Below are 22,406 nucleotides of genomic sequence, written 5' to 3'. Positions count from 1 at the left end.
GAACATCTGTGAAACTGTATCGCATGCCGGGATCACGGAGTCCTAAAAGTTGATGATCCGTTTTGCCCCGCTTTTTCCGCCAAGAGGGAAAGGGCATTCACGATAGCCACCGCTGTCGGGCTGCCGCCTTTCCGGCCACGGTTGGTGATAAAAGGGACTTCGCATTTGCTCAGTTCTTCCTTGGATTCCGCAGCGGAGACAAACCCGACCGGAACGCCGACGATCAATCCCGGTTTGGCCACTCCTTCCCTCACGAGGCGGATTAATTCCAGCAGGGCCGTCGGTGCATTGCCGATGGCAAAAATGCCTCCTTCCGCCTCTTTCACCGCTTTGCGCATGGAGATGATGGCCCGGGTCGTTCCCAGCCGTTTGGCTTCTTCCACCACGTCGGGATCCGAGATGTAGACGCGCACATCGCCGCCAAATTTGGCGATTCTCGGTTTACTGATGCCCACCTGAACCATCTGCACATCCGCGACAATGGTATTTCCGCTTTGAATCGCCCGGATTCCCGCCTCCACCGCCTGCGGATGAAAAATCAGGCTGCGTCCCAGGTCAAAATCGGCGGAAGCATGAATCACCCGCTGTACGATGGGAAATTGCTCTGCTGTGAACGGGTGATCACCCAGTTCGTCCTTGATCATTTCAAAACTGAGATTCTCGATTTCCCGCGGCCGGGTTGTCACCGGTTTAAAAGATTGATGGGACATATTGTTCACTCTCCTCCTTTGCTCAGTGCAGCGACCACCTCTTCTGCGCTGGAAAAAGAGGTGCCGTAATCCAGTTGCGGCCTTGCAATCAGAATCACGCCAATTCCCTCGTCCAGGGCCGCTTCCACCTTTTCATCCACAGAACCCGCTTTGCCGCTTTCTTTGGTGATCACGGTCGTCACCCCGTAGTGTCGGTACAGGGCGATATTCAGCTCTTTGCCAAACGGACCTTGCATGGCAATGATATTTTTTTGCTCAATGCCCAGCTCCGCACATTTTTCCATGTTGTCCTTGCGGGGCAACATGCGTGCGACCAGGAGAATTTCCGGATCCGGCAAAAGCCGTTTGGTAAAAGTGGCCAATGTCTTGCTTCCCGTGGTCAGCATAATCACCCCTTTACGCCGTGCCGCCTCTTCAGCAGCTTCTTCATAGGAAGAAACGATGCAGATACCCGGATGATTCCCGTATATCCAGGCGGGCCGCTCAAAGCGAATATAAGGGATGCCGCAAATTCGCGCCGCCTCCATCGCATTTTTGGACGCTTCTTCGGCAAAAGGGTGACTGGCATCCACCACCCGGTTGCACCCCTGCACGCGGATCAGGCCGGCCATCTCCTCCGCGGTGAGCCTTCCCACCCTGACGGGAATCCCCTCTTCCCGCAAACTCTTGGCAGCACTCTCCGTGACGACGGTGGCCAACAGAGAAATCCGCGCGCGGTTCAAACGGACAGCCAGGTCCCTCGCATCACTGGTACCGGCCAAAAACAGAACCATCTGGAGAACTCCTTTCCATGCTTCTTTGCTGTGTGATCATGATCGCGGGCCCGGACAATCCCGGGAAATTCATGAACGTTTGCTGCGGACAGCCTGATGAGATGTCCCGTGAGCGGCGGTGTGATCATGATGCCCGCAATCATGATGATGGTGGTGATGGTGATGGTCATGCCCGTCGGCGATTGCCTTTTCGGCCAGGGCTTTCCATGCTACCCCTTCCCCCTGCCTCACTTCGCTCACTCTTTTTTGGACAATCGGAATCAGTCCTTCATCAAATCCGAGATAGGCGCCCATATGAAACTCAATTTCAGGATGGCGCCACTCATATTCATTCAAGATTGCCCGCATCCGCTTGATCAGCACACCGGTAAACAAAAAATAGGGCAAAGTGACAATCCTTTTGGCTCCCAGCCGGATGCAGCGTTCCAATCCCTCGGCGAAAAGCGGCTCCGTCACCCCGATAAAAGAAACTTCCACCCATCTGTAGCGATTTTTCTCCCAAAACATGCGGGCAATCTTGTATAGATCACTGTTGGCGTACAAATCGCTGGAACCGCGGCCGACGAGCAGAATCGCCGTTTCCTCCCGCACTCCCGGATTAATGTCTGCCACCCGCTGTTCCAACAGATCCAGTACGGCTTCATCCACTTCAATCGGACGGCCGTAACGGAATTGGACGCCCGGATATTGTTCCTGCGCTTCCTGAATCGCCAAAGGGATGTGAATTTTGGCATGTCCGGCAGCAAACAACATCACGGGAATCAGCGTAATCCGGTTCGCCCCCTGTTCCACACACCGCTGAATGCCTTGCGGAATATCGGGCGATGCCAGTTCCAAAAAACACGTTTCTTTCACCGGTGCGTCAACAACGCGCGAAAGCTTTTCCGTAAAACGCAGCAACTCTTTGTTCCCTTCCGGGTCCCGGCTCCCATGGCCGACAAACAGGATCGCGTTCAAACAGATTCCTCCCGTTTCTTTTTTGCCTGCCGTTTAATCCCCGCAGGCGAGCTCTTCAATAACCGGTTTTCTCTCGTCGGAATAAGCAAAACCGGCCACTTCTTTCACTCGTTTGAAAAATTTGTTAAACCGTTCATTGGGATGGCCCTGTTCCGCATATTCCCGTACCACCTGTTCCACCGTCTCCAACATCTCCCCGGGCGAAATTCCTTCTGCGACCCGCTGGGCCGGATGGGCGTTGCGTCCGATTTTTTTCCCACCCAAAAACAAGTCATAAGTCCCGCGGCGGTAGACGATGCCAATCTCTTCCGTTACGGCCCCATAACAGGCCATCGCACAGCCGTTAAACCCGATTTTCAGTTCTTTGGGAACCTTGAGTCCGCCCAGACGCCGGTTGAGTTCCTCCGCCAGCGGAATCGACTCCCCTTTTTCTCCATCGCAAAAATCACAGGCTTTCAGTTGCACCACATCCCCGATGGGGCTCAACAGCAACCCGGCTTCGGTCAACCGCGCAGTCACTGCCGCCGGCTCATCGGTCGGAACGCGCAAAATGAGCTGGTGGTGGGGAGTATACTTGATTTCACCCTAGTCGCCGGCAATTTCCGCCAGCAGGACAAGTTGTTCCGGCGTGATTATTTTGTTGGCCACTCCGGGAGAGACCGCCACTTCAAAGATCGAAACAGGTTTTGTGAACGGAATCGTGGTGATCCCGGTCTCAACCAGTCCCTTTGCCTGCAAAACGGAAAGCGCTTCATGCGCCAGACTGGCCGGATGAACGGATGCCTTTCTCTTATCGGCTGTCGCGATGTTCTGCTCTTTGACGAACTTTCCTGATGATTCGCCAAAGGCATTGAGCGACCACGGTTCTGCCTCCACTTGCAAACGCTGGTGAGGCTTCAGGTCCTGGATCTCTTTGCTCAGCGTGTATTTGCGCTGGTAACCGCGCGGCGTGATCATTAAACCCTCATAAACAAAGGTGGTCGAATTGCCAATTATCACAGTGGTCAACATCCCGATCTCATGGTTCAACATATCTCCCAGTGTGGTCAAAACAATCTGCTGCCGCTCGCGATATGCGCTTTTCACCAGGCCGACAGGTGTCCCTGGCGAACGATACTGCAATAAAATGCGCTGCGTTTCGACAATCTGCCGGACTCGCCGCCCGCTCTTCGGATTGTATAATGCAATGACAAAATCTGCGGAAGCCGCCGCTTCGATCCGTTTGGCGATCGTCTCCCAAGGGGTGAGATGGTCGCTTAAACTGATCATGCAGGCATCGTGCATCACCGGTGAACCGAGCAGAGAAGCGCAGGAATTGATCGCGGAAATCCCCGGAATCACTTCCACTTCGACACCGGTATCGGGGTGCCACCCTTTTTCGATCAACACTTCGTAAACGAGCCCGGCCATTCCGTACACCCCCGCATCCCCGCTGGAGATCACGGCCACCTTTTTCCCTTGTTCCGCTTGTCTCACCGCTTCCTGTGCCCGGCTCACCTCTTCAGTCATTCCGGTACGCACAATCTCCTGATCAGTCAGGAGATCGCGTATGATATCCACATAGGTGTTATAACCGACAACGACTTCACTTTCCCGGATCGCTTCACGCGCCCGCTCGGTGAGATGGTCAAAATGCCCGGGGCCAAAACCGACAATCAACAGTTTTCCTTTGTTCACTTCTCTATTCACCTCGCCATTTCTCTTCACTTTCATGTCCCGGTAACGATTCTTCCCCTGACAGAACTGTCGCGACGAGCAAACAAAACCCGGACTCATGCAAGAAAGTGAACAGCTTTAGCCGGATGCAACCTCCCTGAATCGGCAATATAAAAAGCACTTTCCACCACGACGGACGGAAAGTGCTTATAGGCGGCAGAATCAAGGCAGACCGTTTCCCGGCTGCTCAAGCAGATATTGAGTCCCTGCCAACCGGACAAACAGGGACACCAAGCGCCGGACCGCTATAAGCACCTTCCTATCCGCGTAGGTCAAACGGTGCTGTCAGAAAAGGCAGGTCTCCTGGCTCATGGATCATCGTCAATCATTTTTGGCTCTGGCCTTCCCATCGTCTAAACAGTGACCAGAACCCGACTCCCCATTCACAGTGGCGGGACCGCGCCGGATTCTCACCGGACTTCCCTCTTCGGGAGTGTCGTCTAACACTCCACCTTTTCCCACTTCATATGAAATTATCAACATTTTTAAAAATAATTATATATTATAAGAACACGAAATATCAAGCATTTTAAAGAAAATACCATCATCAGAAATTATTCCGTCCAAACACCGCTTAACCATCCCCCTTGGAACTGAAGCCAACACAAAAGGGGAGTGGCGCCCTTTGACTCGGCCAGCGACACCCTGGCAGAAAAACAAAAGAAGCTTGTCGACAAGTGTTAACAAGCATTTTTGCCGACAAGCCCAAGAGTTCCTCAGCCACTCATTGCAGTTGCGAGAAAATGAACGGATGAGTTTACTCAAATTTCGGGGGTGCTTCGCCCTCCGTGTCCGTCTCAAACGACGGTTTCGGCAGAGCCGAGTTGACGCCCCAGTAAAACAGGATGATTGCTCCGATGACAACGATCAGCGTATCCCACTCGCCCGGGATCAACGGGGATTTCATCGGACCGAATGAACCGATGTACGACATCACCAGGATAAAGATATAGTAGACGATCAGCCACGCACCCGACTTCCAGGCCTGCTTCAGACTGGCTCGGGTGGATTCGTCCTTGTCGATAAAGGCAAAGTACAAAATCAATGAACCGAGCGCGATTCCGATCAACATGCTGTCAGTCGTCCAGCCCGCCCAGTAGATAATGCAGGTGGCCGCAATAAAAGCCAACGGACTTAAAATCGCTCCCCCTTTCAAGAAAAACGGGCGTTTCATGTTTGGCATTGTTCTGCGCATCGAAGTCATGGAAATGGGGCCGATCATGTATGTCATAACGGTGGCCGATGTAACCGCGTCAACCAGTTTTGACCAAGTGTCCGTGCTGGGGGGCAAAATCCAGGCAATCGCCAGCAGGAAACTGAGCCAAAGGGCTGCCCGCGGAACACCCGTACGAGGATCAATCTTCGCAAACCAAGAATAGAAATGGCGGTTTTTGGCCCACGCATAAAGGACGCGACCAGTCCCCGACAGATAGATGTTACCCGTGCCGGCAGGCGATATTACGGCGTCAATCAGCAGCAGCGTCGACAGCCAGGTCAGACCGAGTGAACCGGCAATCCAGACAAACGGGTAGTTTGCCGATTTCGGCATAAAGTCGGCAATATGCCCCCAACCCTGTGTCAGCGCTTCACTCGGGACAGCGCCGAGAAACGTCACTTGCAGCAGGATATAGACGATCGTACCGAGTGTGACAGCCAAAATGATGGCTCGCGGAATATCCCGTTGCGGATTCTTCGCTTCGGCCCCAAAGTCGACCGCCTGACGGAACCCAAGAAACGCGAAAACGATCCCTCCGCCGGCAATGGCCTTGAACACGCCTTCCGCACCACCCGGAACCGCGCCAACAGTCGCGAAGTTTCCTCCCTTGAAGAAGAAGAACAAGGTGATGATTGTCACAGACGGAACCACAAATTTAAAAAAGGTGATAATGGTGTTACTCTTGCCAAACACATTGACGCTCCAATAGTTTAACAGGAAAAACAGAAGAAGAAGCAAAATTTCAATCACACGCCCCAGGATCGACGGACCCGCATTGTCCATCAGGGCCGGCCAGTAAAAGGAGGCATGGCTGACAACCGCCTCAACTTCAATTCCGGCCACACTGGAATACGCTAGCAATGAAGCCGTCCCCGACAAAAAACCGACCAGCGAACCATGCGTATACTCCGGGTACCTCACAAATCCCCCCGCGCGCGGCAACGCTGCAGCCAGCTCACCGTACACCAAACCGATTAATAAGACCGCGATGGCCCCGCCAATCCAGGCCACCCATGCGATTGAGCCGGCATACTTGGCTCCGTTCATCGATGCCAGCAGCCAGCCGGAGCCGATAATGGAACCAAGACCCAAAAACGTCAAATCGATCAGATTTAACTTCTTTTTAAAAAATCCTTCCATACCGCCTCTCCTTTCGAATATTCTTGCAAATAAACCGACATCGCTTGGGACTTTTGTATATATATAAATCTATTTTATTATAATATATATTTCTAATAAATCAAATAGTTTAGTTAATACATAAATAATAGAATATTATTATTTTAATTTCAGGTGTCCGCCTCATCCGAATTCATTGGAAACAGCCGGGTACTTGCAAACGAAACATGCGACCATTATGAAGGATAGTCTCAATTTGATCGTCAACGCTTTCCCTGATCAAAATCTGAATCTCCTTGCCATCGGGGGGCGTACTCGACCGTGAAACCAACGCATTTATCCGTTTTAAAAACATGGATTTATTGACATCCTATAATATAAACCAAGCGTTTATGGCTCGGCCGGAGTCTCAATCACAAAAGGGATAACCCATTCCCCTCCGCTCGAAAGGGAAAGTAAAAAAGCCATCGTGACAAGAAGACCGGAAATCCATTTATTGATTGACCATCATACATTCAGCAAATACGCATTGATCACTTATTGCAGTCTGGATGAGATCGATTGTATTATCACCGATACCGCTTCAGGCAAAGCGTGTTGGGATTATGCCGAACAACATCAGATCCGCCTTGTTGCCGCCGACCAATCCGACTGATGTCAAAACGCTTTTCCCCCTCTGCGAAGTTGCCGGCGATCACGATGCTGGCAACTTTTTTTCATTGCTAAAAAAACGCTTCGCGTGCTTTTGTCTGAACTTCAAGCATTGTCTATTTTAATTTTGTCAACATCTATTGTGACGAAACTATATTTTCATTTTGTTGAATCGAAAACCATCTCTTTTTACTATGGAGTTAACGGATCTTATCATCTTTTTAAAAATTTAACATAGAGGGAGGATATCGATCATGGATGAGTCGCTTAAACAGGAAAATGATCTGAATCTCCGCGTTCGCATCCAGAAATTGGGGAGATTTTTAAGCGGCATGGTGATGCCGAATATCGGGGCATTTATCGCTTGGGGATTGATTACGGCATTATTTATTCCGACAGGCTGGTTCCCCAATGAAAAGTTGGCTGAACTGGTTGATCCGATCATCAAATACTTGTTGCCCCTTCTCATCGGATACACCGGGGGCAAGATGGTTTACGATGTGCGTGGCGGAGTGATCGGAGCCCTGGCCACAATGGGAATTATTATTGCTACAGATATTCCCATGTTTTTGGGCGCGATGATCATGGGCCCTCTGGGCGGTCTCGTGATCAAACTGGTTGACCGGCTTTTCAAAGGAAAAATTCCCACGGGTTTTGAAATGCTCGTCAATAACTTTTCCGCGGGTATTGTCGGTGCGATTTTGACCATTTTGGGTTTTATCGCCATCGGACCCATCGTCGCTGCCTTAACCCAGGCTTTGGCTTCCGGTGTGGAATGGATTGTGCATGCCGGACTGCTCCCGCTGGCCAGCATTGTGATTGAACCGGCCAAAGTGCTGTTCCTCAACAATGCAATTAACCACGGCGTCCTGAGCCCCTTGGGATTCAAGGAAGCATCAGCCGCCGGCAAATCCATCTTTTTCCTTCTGGAACCAAATCCGGGTCCCGGGCTGGGCATTCTGCTGGGCTACTGGCTGTTTGGCCGTGGAACCGCCAAACAATCAGCCCCCGGTGCAGCCATCATTCATTTCCTGGGAGGAATTCACGAAATCTATTTCCCGTATATCCTCATGAAACCCCGTTTGGTTCTGGCCGTGATCGCGGGGGGAATGAGCGGTGTATTCACCTTCCAAATCCTGCATGCAGGTCTGGTGGCAGTTCCATCGCCGGGAAGTATCTTTGCGCTGATCGCAATGGCTCCCAAAGGCGGCCTTCTGCCCGTACTGGCCGGGATTGTCGTCAGTACGGTGGTATCTTTCCTGATCTCCGCTGTATTCCTGAAAACCTCGGCAGCAGATGACGATGATTTGGCAAAAGCTGCCGATAAGGTACAGGAGATGAAAGGAAAGAAAAGCAGCGTAATGAATCAGGCCATTGCGCCACAAACAAAAGCGGCATCCGTTAAAAAAGTGGTCTTCGCTTGTGATGCAGGAATGGGTTCCAGTGCCATGGGCGCTTCCATCTTGCGGAAAAAATTCAAAGATGCCGGTATTGACGTCGAAGTAACCAATACCGCCATCAATGATCTGCCCGAAGATGCGGATATCGTAGTGACGCAAAAAACGCTGACCGATCGCGCAAAAACTAAATTACCCGATGCGGAGCACATCTCGGTCGATAATTTCTTGAACAGCCCCAGATATGACGAATTGACTCAACGGCTGAAAGAGCAAAATGAAAATAAACACTCGTGATCCTTCAGGTGTTCAGCTCTTTCGGAAAGTCTGAGGTAAGCCAATAATGCACATTTCATCAAGACAGCGTCATATTCTTGAAATTCTGTTGAGAGATGACGAAGAAAGCACTATCGGTAAAATAGCAGAAGAAATCCAGGTCAGTTCCCGCACCATTCACCGGGAATTGAAAGAGATCGAAAAGTTACTGAAAAAATACGAACTGACTCTCAGAAAAAAAGCCGGAACGGGGCTTTCCATTCAAGGATCGCAAAAGAAACTGAACGAACTGAAAGAAATGTTATTCCAGGCGGATCCTACGGAATACACGCCGGATGAAAGAAAAACGATTATCCTGTGCACGTTGTTGGAAGCGACGGAACCGCTGAAAATCATCTCGCTCGCCTATGACCTGAAGGTGACACCCGCAACGATCAGTCATGATCTTGACCAATTGAGCGATTGGATCAAGCGATTTCACCTTCAACTGATCCGTCGCCGCGGATACGGTGTGGAGATCGCGGGAACCGAAGCGCAGAAGAGAAAAGCGATCAGCGCACTGATCTTCGAGAATCTGAAAGAATCGCAACTGATCGGTTTGTTGAAGGAGAATATCCAAAACAAGGCTCTTAAGAACATCGATACTGCGGCAGAGAGATTGCTCAATCTCATCCCTAAAGAAAAACTGTTGGCGATTGAAAACGCCTTGCAGGATGTGAACGAACAGCTTCCTCATCCTCTGGCGGACAGTGCCTTTATCGGGCTGGTCATCCATCTTTCTTTGGTGATTGAACGGATTGCGAAGGGAGAAAAGATCGATATCGACCCGCTTTATTTAAAAAAACTGGAAAGTACACCGGAGTTTCGGATCGCGGAACAGATCGTCGCACAATTGGAATCACATTTTGCCCTTCCTTTTCCCAAAGACGAAATCGGGTATGTCACCATGCACCTAAGAGGAGCCAAGCTGAGGCTTGCACAGACCGGCCTGCCGGAAGAAAGCAACGCGGAATTGACAGCCACTGCCAAAAAGCTGATTCACTTTTGCGAGGAAAAACTGGGGGTCATGCTCAGCGAAGACCGTTCGCTGCTCAAAGGTTTGATCACCCATTTGGAACCGGCTCTTCACAGAATGAAGGGAAACATGAAAATCCGGAATCCGCTGCTTGGCAAAATCAAAGAAGATTACCCGGACTTATTTCAGATCGTACAGCAGGCGGCGAGGGCAGCATTCCCCCGCCTGCATGTACCCGAAGAAGAAATCGGTTATCTCGTCATGCATATCGGGTCCTCATTGGAAAAAACAATGCGGGCCAAAAAACGCTTTCGCGTCCTGATCGTATGCTCGAGCGGGATCGGATCGGCAAAAATGCTGGCGAGCCGCCTGAAAAGCGCCATTCCGGAAATCCAGGTGCTGCGAAATGTTTCGGTGTTTGAAATCAACAAGATCGATGAAAAAGAATACGACTTTATTCTCTCGACAATCCCGATTCCATCCAAAAGCCCTGAGGAATACATCAGGGTAAGCCCGATGCTGACAAAAGAGGAAATTGAAAAAATCCATGCCTTTTTACATCGATACAAACCTGCATCGATTGCAAAAAAAATCGGTCATACACCAAAAAACAATCAATTGGACCAACTGGAATCCGTCCACTCGACACTTGGGCATGTGATTGATTTGTTGAAGCAATTTCATGTGATGGAAATCGAAAATCATGGGATGAGCTTGGAAGAGATCCTCCTTCAGGCAGCCGAAACACTGAAAAGCAAAGGAATCATCAAACAGAGTGAACCAATCGTCCGTCAGCTGCTCGAACGGGAGAAATTGGGCGGTTTGGGAATTCCCGATGCCAAACTGGGCTTTTTCCATTGCCGCAGCGACCAGGTAATTCGGATCTCTTTTTCCCTCTATCCACTCAGCCGGCCATTCCTGATCAAAGCGATGGATGAAGGGATGGTGGAAATTGATAAACTTCTTTTCATGTTAAGCCCTGTTTCCATTTCCCGTGAAGCAGTAGAGGTGCTGAGTGAGATCAGCGCATTGTTAATGGAGCCGGAAACGGTAAAACTTCTTGAAACCCATGATCAGGACCTCATCCGGCAATATTTCGTCGAAAAGTTAACCCCATTTTCTCTGAAAAAAATCAACACCCGGGAGTGAGCAGAATGAGCATTTTATCCAAAGATAAAATTCTTATCAACCAAAAAGTAAATTCGAAGAAAGAAGCAATTGAATGCGCCGGACAATTGTTAGTTCAAGGAAATCATGTAACACCAGAATATATTGAGAAAATGATAGAGCGCGAGGAAGCAGTCACTACTTATCTCGGCAACGGCGTTGCCATTCCGCACGGCACAAATGATTCCAAAAAATGGATTCGTTCAACCGGAATCTCCATCGTTCAAATTCCGGACGGAGTCGATTTTGGCAACGGCAATACCGCTTATTTGGTGATCGGCATTGCCGCTGTCGGCGACGAGCATCTGGAGATTCTCTCCAACCTCGCCATCCTCTTTTCTGAAGAAGAAAATGTAAAGAAAATGGTTCAGGCTGATTCTGCCGATGAGTTGCTCGCCCTTGTGGAAGGGGGAATCTAAAAATGAAGGCATTGCACTTCGGTGCCGGAAATATCGGCCGGGGCTTTATCGGCTTGTTGCTGAACCACTCCGGATATGAAGTTTGTTTTGCGGATGTGGTTCAGGAATTGGTGGATGAAATCAATCGCAGGCGGGAATATATCGTCGAAATGGCTGATCACACCCGCCAACAGATCCGGGTAAAGGGAGTCCGGGCCATCAACAGCCGGGATCTCCATACCGTCGTAACAGAAATGCTCGATGCCAACCTGATCACCACCGCCGTCGGCCCCAATGTTTTGCAACGGATTGCTCCAACCATCGCGGAAGGACTGAGCGAGCGGTTCAAAAAAAATGCTCAACCGCTCAATCTGATCGCCTGTGAAAATATGGTCGGCGGAAGTTCCCTTTTAAAAGAAGCTGTCTACCATCATTTAAGCGAAGCGGATCGGAAAAAAGCAGATGAACTGGTCGGCTTTCCAAATGCCGCAGTGGACCGGATTGTTCCATTGCAAAAGCACGAAGACAAACTTCTTGTCACGGTTGAACCTTTTTACGAATGGGTGGTTGACCGCTCGGCAATTGTCGGGGAAATCCCGGATATCAAAGGAATCACTTATGTCGATGATCTGCAGCCTTATATCGAACGCAAGCTGTACACGGTTAATACCGGTCACGCCACCGCAGCTTATCTCAGCTATCATTTTGGTTATCAGACCATTGCGGAGGGATTGCAAGATCCTTACATCCGGCAAGTAACCGAACAGGCGATGGCAGAAACAAGCCGCCTGCTCGTTGCCAAACATTCCTTTCAGCCGGAACAACAGGAGCAGTATCGAAACAAGATCCTGGATCGCTTCTCCAATCCCCATCTTGCTGATCAAGTGACAAGAATCGGCCGGTCACCCATAAGAAAACTCGGCCCTGATGACCGCTTGGTCGGTCCGGCCGTACAATCCTTAAACTATGGAATCATTCCCGAAAACCTGTGTATCGGCATTGCTTCCGCATTTCTGTTTGATTACGCGGGGGATGAGGAAGCCGTTCAAATCCAGAAAGACATCAAGGAAAAAGGGCTTGCTGAAACCGTTCAACTCTATACCAAAATCAAACCGGATTCCCCTTTATTCCCGCTGATTTTGGAAAAACTGGATGATCTGAAGGCCCGTAAAAACTAATCTTTCGTGTGAGAGGCGATTCGCGCCTCTCTTTTTTTTAAATTTGTGCTGCACTCCTCATCTGTCATGATGCTTGGTCTGTGATTATCGAAAATATCCCGAATAATAAGTCATAAAACTGTTTCAAAGCCGGAAAACATCCTTGATTTTCGATATATTCCCGCCTCAAGGCATGGTAAAATGAGAGATACCAAACAAGATAAATAAAGGAGTATTGACTGATGAGCAATGCACGCAAGGGCAAATGGATTCGCGATACATATGAAGTGTTGCAAACATTTCCCCTTCATCAGGGAACGATGTACTTCACCCGGATGCACTCCGGCGAGAATGACACCGGGACAGCAACCCGCTTTCTTCTGGCTGTCCAAGGCGTTACCCTGCCGCCGGATCTGCCGCCAAGCGCCGGCAAACTGTTGAATTTCGGGACTGCCAACCGTCTTGTCCCATCTCTTTGCTTGAATGTAGATCTGGCTCAATCCAAGTTTATCTTCTTTTATAACACCATCAATCCCCCCATCACCCGTACCTCCAACTCTTTGACCTGCATCCTCTAAAGATCCTCCATATCCCATTGCTACTAACAACTTAACTACAAGATTCTCAAAAAAATCCGGAGAACATTTCATGACTTGTTCTAACAGCTCTTCAGCCAATTCTTTTCTAATCAGTTCATAACTCTCGCTCAATGTTTCTCTCGGAGTTTTAACAAGCTCTTTGGTCTGTGTTTTATCAATCACCGGATCTGCTTTTTCTTTCGCAAAAAATCCCCTAAATTCTTCAAACTGCAATAAAAATTGATTATTGATTTCACTTGGATTACTCTTTAATACCTTTTGTCCTCTATGCGTAATTTTGATGATCCCACGTTTGGGACTTTCAATTAATTTCGCTTTTTTAAGATATGTACATGCCCAACTGACTCTATTATCAAAAACGGGTTTTCTTCCACTGGGCAGCAGTTGTTTTCTCGCTTCGTCGGTTATTTTAAACTCCCTTGCCATCGCTTCTCTAAGGTCTTTCGTCGTATGCTCTTTTCCATTGGATAGATATTCCAGAACAGGCAACATCAATGTTTGATAATCCGGAATCACATTTTCACCTTCTTCGTCATGTTATTCTTAGTTGTTAAAAAAGAGAGAGTAAGTGATATAAAACCGTTTACCTTCGAATCGATTTGATCCATTAGAATAGCCGACTGCTCCAGAATCTTCTTCAACTCTTCATGAATCGTCTGCAACGTCTGATCGACTGTTTTTTTCAGCGTTCGTTGGATCGTTTGGCTTATGAACATGCTTAGTTCATCCTTATCATCGGAAAACAGATGCTGTTCGATTTCTTCACCCTTTGCTTTTTTTAGAGTTCGTATAAATTAATTCATTCCTTGCAGCTTTATATATAAAAAAGGTATTCATTTTTGACACACCCTTTTATGTATAAACCACAATTTGCAAACTTTTGATAATTGTTTATTCGTGTTATCCCGTGATTTTAGGTCCACTGTCACCTCTTCCCGCCTAAACGATAGTATTTCAAATCCTCGCTTCTTTTGGGGTTGTGGCGAACCAACCCGACGACAGCTTGGGAACGCTCTTTTGCATTTAACTTCTGCATGACGTTACTGATTGCAAACTTTCAGACGAGAGTTTAATTTACTCGTGCTTGAGATAGGGAAGATATACAAGCAAAAAAAACAAGGCATTGACGATGCACTCGTTCAGCCTTACCATAGACACTCGATTCCCAAAAGGGAATATCATCTTGGTGTTTCATTTGCAAATTTAAGTGGAAGGTGTGAGACGATGGGAGCAGACCAAACCATTAAAACATTGTGGAACGAATTACAAAAGCTATTGAGTCAAAAAGTTAAAGGTTATATGGGATTTCAAAACAAACCGGCAACGGTCGAAGAAATCAGGCAATTCGAAGAAAAGATGAAATTGTCACTCCCTTCGGATTTGAAAGAGTGGTACTTATGTAACAATGGCGAAGACTTGGACTACGGTATTTCTATTATGGGATTCCCCTTTTTGTCTATAAACGAAATGTACGAACAGTGGAAAGTATGGGATGATTTGCGGGAGGAATGGAATGAAGAAGAAGGTTATACTTCATATCCCGACGGGCATATCAAGAAAATGTACATAAATAGAGGATGGATTCCGTTTTCTCATGACGGGGTAGGCAATCATATTGGAATCGATTTAGATCCAGATACAAAGGGAACCTATGGGCAAATCATCAATTTCGGCAGAGATGAAGAAAATAAGTTTGTTATCGCACCAAGTTTGAAAGAATTCCTGCAACTTCTCATCGACTTCTACAAAAAGCCTGAATCACTTTTTGTGAAAGAACGGGGAAATCGTATCACTCCTCAATTCAGTAATCAAGGAATTCATCCTATCGACTTTTTAAGAAGTAAAATCACCCCTTATTGATCATCTCAGAACGAATCCCAAAACTCCATCCCATCGGAAGCAAGGACTTAGACTGCAAACACTTATATCTAATGGCTAACCATATCTTTTGCAGAATTTGAAACGAGTTGTTCCAAAATACTCTGCTTTTGATCAGGAGGACCGCAATCTTATCTGGCTAAGTATGCAAAAAGGCTTAGTTCCTTCATATTGGAACCAGCCTTTTTTCTCTTATTAGGGCATATTCAAATCAAACGAATCATTTCTTCTTTTCTAATCTTTTTATCACAGCCTGCCGGAAAGTTTTTGAGCAGATACTGTTTTAATCCTTCAGCCCACTCTTCTTGATATCTGTCCACTTTTTTTATTTCTTCCGTAAACGCATCAATCATTTCATCATCAACGATTTCAATGGATTGAGGAACATGTTCATCATTCCCATATTCAAATTTATATGCCTGCCAGATTGTATATACCAAGGCATAATTGATGCATAACCAAATGCTTGCCTGCTGGTGGTTCTCATTATCCACCGCTTCTTCATAAAACATGGATAAACCGCCATCCTCTTCATTATCGAAGATAAGATAGAGATCGACTCCATCATATTTCTTCTCTTCAACCCACTTCCAACATTTGTCTATTCCTTTCCTCGCATCATTATATCCTTCAGTTACTTGATCAATCATTTTTTCTGTTAAAGCCAATAAAAAACCCACTTTGGCATCTTCATTGATATTCATGTACCATGCCATTTAATCTTGTCCCCCCCCTTTATTCATCAATCAATTTACCATTTTCTAAAATAAAAGATAACCTACCAGTCATCTTCTTTACATTTTCATCAGTTTCTGATGTAACTACAATTTCTAAATTAGGATATCTTTTGCTGAGTTGCATAAATACCCTACTTTTGAATCAGGATTAACAATCCAGAAAAACATTTAGTACATACTCCTCTTGGGTTTGATTGATGTATATAGTTTCCCTTTTATATCCAGAGGATTGGGAAACTTAGCATCAATTGCTTTAACAAATGTATTTATAACCATTTCTTCAGCATGATTTTTGAATGCTGCGTTTGTAAACGGTGACTTAATTGGTCTATCTGGCATCCTCATCTAAAGGTTTCAATCCTGCTTGTGATGGTGCTCTCTTTAAAACTTTTGGAGATGCTCCTTCAAATATTTATCTTCCAATCCTTCAATATCTGTTCTGCCAACAGCGTAGGAGGTATCGGCAACACTGATTCTCGCTCCTTCAATTGAACCGATAACTCCGGATCGGGCGAAGATTTTTTGCAGCGGCCCGGGCAGTTTCCTGATCACTTTGCTTCCACCACGGAGAAGCGCACCAGGTATTTGGTCATTTGGACTACAATCATATTGGACCCGCATTCACTGCACTTACAGATTCACCGCAAATCATTCCATGGTGTAATGTTTACCTTCTTTTCTCCTCAGCTTGATATTCCGCCGATTTACTATACCATTCGAAGATCTGCCGCACAACCTGGGCTTCCTCTTCATTAATTTGCAAAAAGCCGTCTACCCAATCAAATGTTATACTGAAATCATTAATCCATTCAGCCTTTTTTCTCTTATTAGGGCAAATTCAAATCAAACCAATCATTTCTTCTCTTTTGATCTTCTTGTCACTGCCTGCTGGAGAGTTTTCGAGCAGATACTGTTTTAAACGTTCAGCCCACTCTTCTTGATATCCGTCCACTTTTTTTATTTTTTCCATAAAGTCATCTATCATTTCATCATCTACCGTTTCTATAGCCTGCGGGACATATTCTTCTTTTTCATATTGATACGCCTGCCAAGTGGCATAAAATACTGAATCAGTTACACAAAACCATATCGATTTCTCTTGAGGATCGGTTATATCATTGATATAAGCTACCCCTTGAATATGACATAACCCATCACCATCTTCATTATCTAAGCTCAAATAAAGTTCATCTCCACTATGCTTCTTCTCTTCTACCCATTCCCAGCACATGTCGATGGATTTTCTTGCCAGGTGATACCATTCATAATTTTCTATTTTACCCATTACTTTTTCTGTCAATGTTAATAAATAAGCAACTTTGGCTTCTGCATTCACATTCTCATACCACTTCACAATCACTTCATCCTTATTTCTCAACATATTTATTTTGCAGGAAGAACATCTCCTTTGGAAAACGTTTGTTCTACCGCCGAATCTGTGGAGATGTTGAGTTTATTTTATCTGAAAATCCTATGCTTTCCCTCTTAAGAATCAAATGTTCCCATTACAACCCGAAAGCCTCTAACTCCCAAATAGGGATGGTCGAGATTCCCGTACTCATGATAAGCCCATTGTTTCAGCTTTTCCACAGAATTCTCCAATGCTTCATCACTTATTCCAAAAGTTGATGATCCGGCTCTTGTCGGAAAGTGCTCAATTTTTTGCAAAAGCGTTTCATGCACCGGCCAGGTGGATAAGGTCAAAATCCGACTCCTCCAATTTCCTCGAGGTATTTGGCAATCCCATTATCATCCGTTACTCCAAACGGACGGTTAGGGCGTTCATTTTGTTCAAAAATGAATTTTTCCCATTGTGGTCTTACCTTTACTGTTGGAGGAACAACCACCCAATATTCTTCTCCATGAAAAAAGACACCATTCTTCTTCAACACTCGCTTGGCTTCCTAAAGTATCAGGGACCTGGGGATTGGGGCAACTGCATCAACAAACTGATTGATAACCTTTTTATACTTCTAATTGGGCCAACGCCTTCAATCCTGTTTCTTCCGGCGCTTTTTTTCTGGCGGAAACTCCATGCAGGCGAAAGTGAAGAAAAAATCCTCTTCATTGCCAATACGTCTTTGCATGTAGCCATATGAAATCAGCGAAGAAGCGACTCTTGCATCACATGTCAATTTTAAACGGTTGAACGTTCAATCAAACGGAATTCCAGTTTGCATTTTTGCGGTTCTCTTTTTTTCTTCGTTATTTGATTGTGTACGATACGAAATGCGCTGCTTCCCATTTCAAACAGTTGATTATCGATAGTGGTAAGATCAAACACTTCCGCAATTGGCTGATTATCAAATCCGATGATGGCAAGATCTTCCGGTATTCTGATTCCATTTTTTTCAGCTTCCATCATAATACCTACCGCTACCTGATCACTTGCCACCAGTAGCGCAGTAGGTCTTTCCTTCATGGTTAGCAACTTGTTTGCCACCTTCACTCCGTCTTCGATACTATAACATTGATAAAACATCCATTCTTCCCGAACAACCTCGTCAATGAATGCCAGCGCATCGACATAAGCATTTCGACGAGCCTGACTATTATTGCTATTAACTCTGCCCAAACAATATCCAATATGGCGGTGTCCTCTTTCCATTAAATAGAACAGACCTTGTTGAAAACCGGCGTAATGGTCTATATAAATGGAAGAGATCGCTGCGTCCCCGGTATCCTCACACGCCAAAACAGGTCCATCCTCCGTAAAAGGTTCTATTTGTCCCCACTCCAATGCTTTCGAACATATGATTAAGCCGTCAATCTGTTTCATTTTCAACATGTTCAGGGCTTTCATTTCTTCTTCAGGATTGTAATCCGTTTGGAATAAAATCAATTGATAATTTGAGCGGAGTGCTTCACTTGCAATCCCTTCCAACAATCGTGCGAAATATGCGTGGTTAATATACGGAAGCATGACACCGACAATATTTGTCTTCCCTTTGATCAGATGAATCGCATTCAGATTTCGTGAATAGTTTAAACGATTGATCGCTTCAAGCACCGCTTTCCGTTTTTCTTCACTCACATAGGCATGGTTATTTAACACTCGTGAAACCGTGGTTACAGAAACCCCGGCCTCTTTGGCAATTTGTCTGATATTAGCCACCGATTTCACTTCCTTTCTCAATTTGATTTTAATTTATTTTTTTCAAAAAAATCATCTTGACCTGAAATGCATTTCATACCCTATGCTGATGATACAAGGTTCTTTAGCGATGGAGGGAGGATTCCGAAATGAACGAAAAATTAACGAAAGGGAATCATGATTCACTGACAATTACCACGCCTTTGAATCAACGTTTGAATAACGAGCCCCTTCGGGTTCTCAGTGAAGAAGATTGGGAGTTCTGGCAGGAAAATGGTTATGTCATCATCCACGATGCTGTTCCCCAAAAAAACATTGATCGCTTAGTCGACTTGATCTGGGAGTTTGAAGAAAAAGACCCGAATGATCCATCTACCTGGTATACAGCGCCGCGGCGAGAAATAAAGATGAAAGAGCTGGCGGGTACCGGAATGGTTGAGTTATACCATCATCAGTACCTGTGGGACAATCGCATGAATGAAAAAATCTATAACGCCTTTGTTGACATTTGGGGAACAGAACATTTATGGGTGACCATTGACCGGTGTAACCTTAACTTTCCAGTAAAACCTGGTCATGAGTACAAAAGCTTTATCCATTGGGATATCGATACTTCATTAAACCCGATTCCCGTTAATGTCCAAGGGATTTTATCGCTCGTGGATACCGATATGGATATGGGAGGATTTCAGTGCATCCCTGAATTGTACAGAAATTTCGATGAATGGGTCAAAACCCAACCTGCTGATCGAGATCCTTACAAACCGGATATAACCGGCTTTACTCCTACCAAAGTGGTTACCAAAGCCGGCGATCTCCTCATATTCAACAGTTTGCTGCCCCACGGCATCCGAACAAACCATTCTACAAAACCACGTATTGCCCAGTATATATCCATGTTCCCGGCACAGGAGCACAATGAACAACTCAGACAGTGGCGAATCAAGTCTTGGAAAGAAAGGTTAACTCCTGTTGGCGACGCATTTCCAGGCGATCCCCGCAACTGGGAACAAGAAAGATATGATCGAACGATCCTAACGGAATTGGGTGAAAAGTTGTTAGACCTTAAAAAATGGTGAAAAAATAAAAGATTATTCGATTAATATGGAATATTGTTTCTTGCAAACGGTTTATCCTGGCTTCCACCCTATTCATTCCATTTTCATCAGGGGTGGAAGCTGTATCATTTATAAAGTTTTTAAATGCTCTATCAAGCAATTCGCTATCCGTTTAAGTAATACAAAAACATGGAATCCGGATCTTACTCCAGAAGATGGATGGAGAACGCTTGCCGTTGGGAAGTTGGCTGACAAGGCAGCAGGATAAATTTGCCCATTGTAGCAAATACCCAGAACTTTAACTGTGAATTTAACGCTCCAATGATCAAGTTACCGATTACCCTAGCCTCTACATCCGATCCAATTTGCCCCAATCCCTGCCCTCACCAGATCACTATATTGCTCTTGTAAGCCACTTCCGGATGGCTGGATTTTTCTGGTGCATTAGAAAGATTTGATTAAAAGGTGAAGATCCATAAAGTCAGGCTCAATCCTACGGAACCCTGATATACCTGCCCCAGCATTTATCGGATAATCTTCTGTACATCACATTTTCCTCCTTCATCTTTGTAAGCGTCTCCTCAACAATCGCTTCGAATTTGCGATCCAGCCTAGTTCGCATCAATTTGTTCATCAAGTCCTCTTTGCTTTGAAAACGCGTATAGAACGCTACTTTTGTCTTCCCGTTTTCGGACATGATATCGCAATAGACATCGCATCATCATAGCTTTTCCCCGCAACCAATCGGAACGCCATATCAATATTTTGTTGTTGCGTCCGTTCACCAGACTGATATTTCGTCATTATTCTTCCACTTAAAAATTAAAATTGATATACATATTGAAATATTAAAACATTTAGATGTATAATAGAATCGTATCATGGAGAAAGTCTTGTCGGTTCACACTAAGGACTGTTGCTTCACTACGTTAGTCATGTCTATGTTTGTGAACACGATGATCCCAAAAGCACGAGCCCCTACTTCTACAACATTCAAAGCATTAATGGCAACCCGAAAGCTAACTGTCCCTATAGACGGGATTCAGATATGTAATGAATACATCGAAAATATGAGGGGATATGAATGAATCAATTTTATAAGGTGGAAGAATTGGCAGATTACTTATATTGTCCGGAACGCTGGAAAAAGAATTATACAAATTATGAACGCCATGACCGCAATTCATTAAACCGTGAAATTACGCGTCTAGAAGAACTTAAAAAACAATTTCACGATCCTGTTCTCTGGGAGCTTGTTCGAAAGTTAAGACAACCTGAATACAAAATGATCGTAGGGCTTGCTGGGTTATTGATTTTTATCGTCGTCTGGACCCTAACCAGCTTTATGATTTCACTCACCTTAATGCTTCTTACTATAGCTAGTGGCTTTATTTACTACCATTACGCCAAAAATCAACTTCAATATCGTATTAAACAATCTTATGAAGAAATGAAAAGCGGAAAAGTTCGCTTAGTTCATCCAGAGTTACACATCTATGATGATGATTTTGAACTTGAATTTGACGATATCAACTCGATCTGCTCAGTATACCTGCGCTGTCCAGAAAAGCTTCCAGTCTATGTACACTTCGGTTTTCCCCACCACATCATTAAGCTAGCGGCACAGATGAAAATAATTCAAGAAAATTTATTTACCTACAAACAAGTAAAAGGATACCTCGTGTACAAAGGGCGTTCCCCAAAAAGTCTTCAATTAAAAGAAAATGTAGACCGCCTTCTTCGTCAGACAATCCTCGGGGTTTCTCAAAAACGAATACCCGTACGTAAAAAACAAATTGCCCCCCTTTATCGTTGCGAAGAATGTCCGTTTTGTACGGATTGCCAGCTGAAACGGAAGGAAGAGAGCCATGCATTCCGAATCGACTGAACTATTGCCAAAAGTAATTCGCGCATTAACTCAGATTCAAAACTTACGAAAACGATTGCAATATCTTTCATACGAAGAAGAATACGCATTTATTAAGCGGGTACTCCGATATATAGATCGAAATCCTATCGTCAAAAACTTTATTTTTGATAAATGTGTCGTCCGATATGATATTGATGCAGCGGTGGAAACGGCGATCTTAATGGATCGTAAGTTTCGAATCCCCTATGACGAAATGAAAATAGATGAAGGGATTGAGTGGCTCGCCAAAAATGAAGAAGTTCTCAGTGAAGGCAATGAACTCTTCCTAAATCTTATGCAACCAAATAATTCAGAGGAAAATGAATCGCTTGAAATATCATTTACGTATCAATTACTCTTCTACTTATATAAAAAATACCACCGCTATACATTAATTAGTGCATTATATATGTATCGCGATCATGAAACAACCCACTTAGACAAAATCCACAAAAGTAGTGTTGAGTTTTTTAACTGGCAAGTTATTTATCCTTTTTTAGGTTATATCGAAACATTTTTGGAGGAGGCTAAAATGAATATCGAAGATAACAAACCGACCTTAATGAACCCCAAAAGTCC

At 45.5% G+C, this 22,406-nt stretch carries 20 protein-coding genes, 2 pseudogenes and 1 riboswitch; of the genes and pseudogenes, 9 read left to right on the top strand and 13 right to left on the bottom strand.

The genetic code is table 11. The annotated features are described in order from the left end of the window. Positions 1–32 precede the first annotated feature (32 nt). From JG50_RS0112810 to JG50_RS0112790, 5 genes and pseudogenes are all read right to left on the bottom strand, one after another. A complete protein-coding gene (locus JG50_RS0112810; protein ID WP_033101518.1) occupies positions 33–710 on the bottom strand; it encodes a precorrin-8X methylmutase in 678 nt (225 codons plus the stop codon). Between the two features lie 5 nt (positions 711–715). Next, complete coding sequence (gene cobK / locus JG50_RS0112805) at positions 716–1,483, bottom strand: precorrin-6A reductase (RefSeq protein WP_033101517.1); 768 nt, start codon at positions 1,481–1,483, stop codon at positions 716–718. 69 nt (positions 1,484–1,552) lie between these two features. After that, a complete protein-coding gene (locus JG50_RS0112800; RefSeq protein ID WP_052154298.1) occupies positions 1,553–2,440 on the bottom strand; it encodes a sirohydrochlorin chelatase in 888 nt (295 codons plus the stop codon). A gap of 33 nt (positions 2,441–2,473) precedes the next feature. Next, positions 2,474–4,153, bottom strand: a pseudogene (gene cobJ, locus JG50_RS18310) (precorrin-3B C(17)-methyltransferase). A 279-nt stretch (positions 4,154–4,432) separates the two neighbouring features. Then, a riboswitch (cobalamin riboswitch) is annotated at positions 4,433–4,627 on the bottom strand. Positions 4,628–4,913: 286 nt separating this feature from the next. Beyond that, entirely contained in the window at positions 4,914–6,512 is a 1,599-nt protein-coding gene (locus tag JG50_RS0112790) for an APC family permease (protein ID WP_033101516.1), read from the bottom strand. Positions 6,513–6,891: 379 nt separating this feature from the next. On the opposite strand from JG50_RS0112790, the pseudogene JG50_RS19430 reads away from it, so the two are divergent. From JG50_RS19430 to JG50_RS0112765, 5 genes and pseudogenes are all read left to right on the top strand, one after another. Next, positions 6,892–7,146 (top strand): annotated as a pseudogene (locus JG50_RS19430) (DeoR/GlpR family DNA-binding transcription regulator); the annotation flags it as partial. A 250-nt stretch (positions 7,147–7,396) separates the two neighbouring features. Beyond that, positions 7,397–8,836, top strand: coding sequence for a PTS mannitol transporter subunit IICB (locus tag JG50_RS0112780; RefSeq protein ID WP_033101515.1), 1,440 nt, complete (start codon positions 7,397–7,399; stop codon positions 8,834–8,836). Positions 8,837–8,882: 46 nt separating this feature from the next. Further along, positions 8,883–10,979 carry a BglG family transcription antiterminator gene (locus JG50_RS0112775; protein WP_033101514.1) on the top strand — a complete coding sequence of 699 codons (2,097 nt, stop codon included), beginning with the start codon at positions 8,883–8,885 and terminating at the stop codon, positions 10,977–10,979. A gap of 5 nt (positions 10,980–10,984) precedes the next feature. Beyond that, positions 10,985–11,416 (top strand): PTS sugar transporter subunit IIA, encoded by a 432-nt coding sequence (locus tag JG50_RS0112770; RefSeq protein ID WP_033101513.1) that lies wholly within the window; start codon positions 10,985–10,987, stop codon positions 11,414–11,416. A 2-nt stretch (positions 11,417–11,418) separates the two neighbouring features. Next, complete coding sequence (locus tag JG50_RS0112765) at positions 11,419–12,573, top strand: mannitol-1-phosphate 5-dehydrogenase (RefSeq protein WP_033101512.1); 1,155 nt, start codon at positions 11,419–11,421, stop codon at positions 12,571–12,573. A gap of 110 nt (positions 12,574–12,683) precedes the next feature. On the opposite strand, the gene JG50_RS0112760 is transcribed toward JG50_RS0112765, so the two are convergent. Together JG50_RS0112760 and JG50_RS0112755 are read right to left on the bottom strand one after the other, a co-directional pair. Continuing rightward, a complete protein-coding gene (locus JG50_RS0112760; protein WP_052154297.1) occupies positions 12,684–13,667 on the bottom strand; it encodes a restriction endonuclease in 984 nt (327 codons plus the stop codon). Beyond that, positions 13,664–13,867, bottom strand: coding sequence for a hypothetical protein (locus tag JG50_RS0112755; protein ID WP_033101511.1), 204 nt, complete (start codon positions 13,865–13,867; stop codon positions 13,664–13,666). The genes JG50_RS0112760 and JG50_RS0112755 overlap by 4 nt, the downstream gene beginning before the upstream one ends. Before the next feature lie 508 nt (positions 13,868–14,375). Between JG50_RS0112755 and JG50_RS0112750 the strand changes: the two genes are divergently transcribed. Continuing rightward, entirely contained in the window at positions 14,376–15,011 is a 636-nt protein-coding gene (locus tag JG50_RS0112750; protein ID WP_152568578.1) for an SMI1/KNR4 family protein, read from the top strand. 224 nt (positions 15,012–15,235) lie between these two features. On the opposite strand, the gene JG50_RS0112745 is transcribed toward JG50_RS0112750, so the two are convergent. From JG50_RS0112745 to JG50_RS0112720, 5 genes are all read right to left on the bottom strand, one after another. Next, positions 15,236–15,745 carry an Imm6 family immunity protein gene (locus JG50_RS0112745; protein ID WP_033101510.1) on the bottom strand — a complete coding sequence of 170 codons (510 nt, stop codon included), beginning with the start codon at positions 15,743–15,745 and terminating at the stop codon, positions 15,236–15,238. A 402-nt stretch (positions 15,746–16,147) separates the two neighbouring features. Further along, a complete protein-coding gene (locus JG50_RS20135; RefSeq protein WP_160173871.1) occupies positions 16,148–16,318 on the bottom strand; it encodes a hypothetical protein in 171 nt (56 codons plus the stop codon). A 286-nt stretch (positions 16,319–16,604) separates the two neighbouring features. Beyond that, positions 16,605–17,120 (bottom strand): Imm6 family immunity protein, encoded by a 516-nt coding sequence (locus JG50_RS0112740; RefSeq protein ID WP_160173870.1) that lies wholly within the window; start codon positions 17,118–17,120, stop codon positions 16,605–16,607. Positions 17,121–17,466: 346 nt separating this feature from the next. After that, positions 17,467–17,658: a hypothetical protein gene (locus JG50_RS0112730; protein ID WP_033101507.1), complete on the bottom strand. Its 192-nt coding sequence runs from the start codon at positions 17,656–17,658 to the stop codon at positions 17,467–17,469. 245 nt (positions 17,659–17,903) lie between these two features. Next, positions 17,904–18,881 carry a LacI family DNA-binding transcriptional regulator gene (locus JG50_RS0112720; protein ID WP_033101505.1) on the bottom strand — a complete coding sequence of 326 codons (978 nt, stop codon included), beginning with the start codon at positions 18,879–18,881 and terminating at the stop codon, positions 17,904–17,906. A gap of 128 nt (positions 18,882–19,009) precedes the next feature. Here JG50_RS0112720 and JG50_RS0112715 point away from each other — a divergent pair, with 128 nt between their 5' ends. Then, on the top strand, positions 19,010–19,939 hold the full coding sequence (locus JG50_RS0112715; RefSeq protein WP_033101504.1) for a phytanoyl-CoA dioxygenase family protein: 930 nt from the start codon (positions 19,010–19,012) through the stop codon (positions 19,937–19,939). Positions 19,940–20,411: 472 nt separating this feature from the next. Here JG50_RS0112715 and JG50_RS20130 read toward each other — a convergent pair whose 3' ends face one another. Next, positions 20,412–20,552 carry a hypothetical protein gene (locus JG50_RS20130; RefSeq protein ID WP_160173869.1) on the bottom strand — a complete coding sequence of 47 codons (141 nt, stop codon included), beginning with the start codon at positions 20,550–20,552 and terminating at the stop codon, positions 20,412–20,414. Between the two features lie 450 nt (positions 20,553–21,002). On the opposite strand from JG50_RS20130, the gene JG50_RS0112705 reads away from it, so the two are divergent. Both JG50_RS0112705 and JG50_RS0112700 read left to right on the top strand, forming a co-directional pair. Beyond that, positions 21,003–21,806, top strand: coding sequence for a hypothetical protein (locus tag JG50_RS0112705; RefSeq protein ID WP_033101502.1), 804 nt, complete (start codon positions 21,003–21,005; stop codon positions 21,804–21,806). Further along, on the top strand, positions 21,787–22,406 hold a 620-nt coding region (locus JG50_RS0112700), incomplete at its 3' end, for a hypothetical protein (RefSeq protein WP_033101501.1). The genes JG50_RS0112705 and JG50_RS0112700, both read left to right, overlap by 20 nt.

Source organism: Thermoactinomyces daqus (assembly GCF_000763315.1).
In the GTDB taxonomy this organism is placed as follows: domain Bacteria; phylum Bacillota; class Bacilli; order Thermoactinomycetales; family Thermoactinomycetaceae; genus Thermoactinomyces_A; species Thermoactinomyces_A daqus.
Note: the sequence above shows the minus strand (reverse complement) of the source record. Positions and strands in the feature narration are given on the sequence as shown.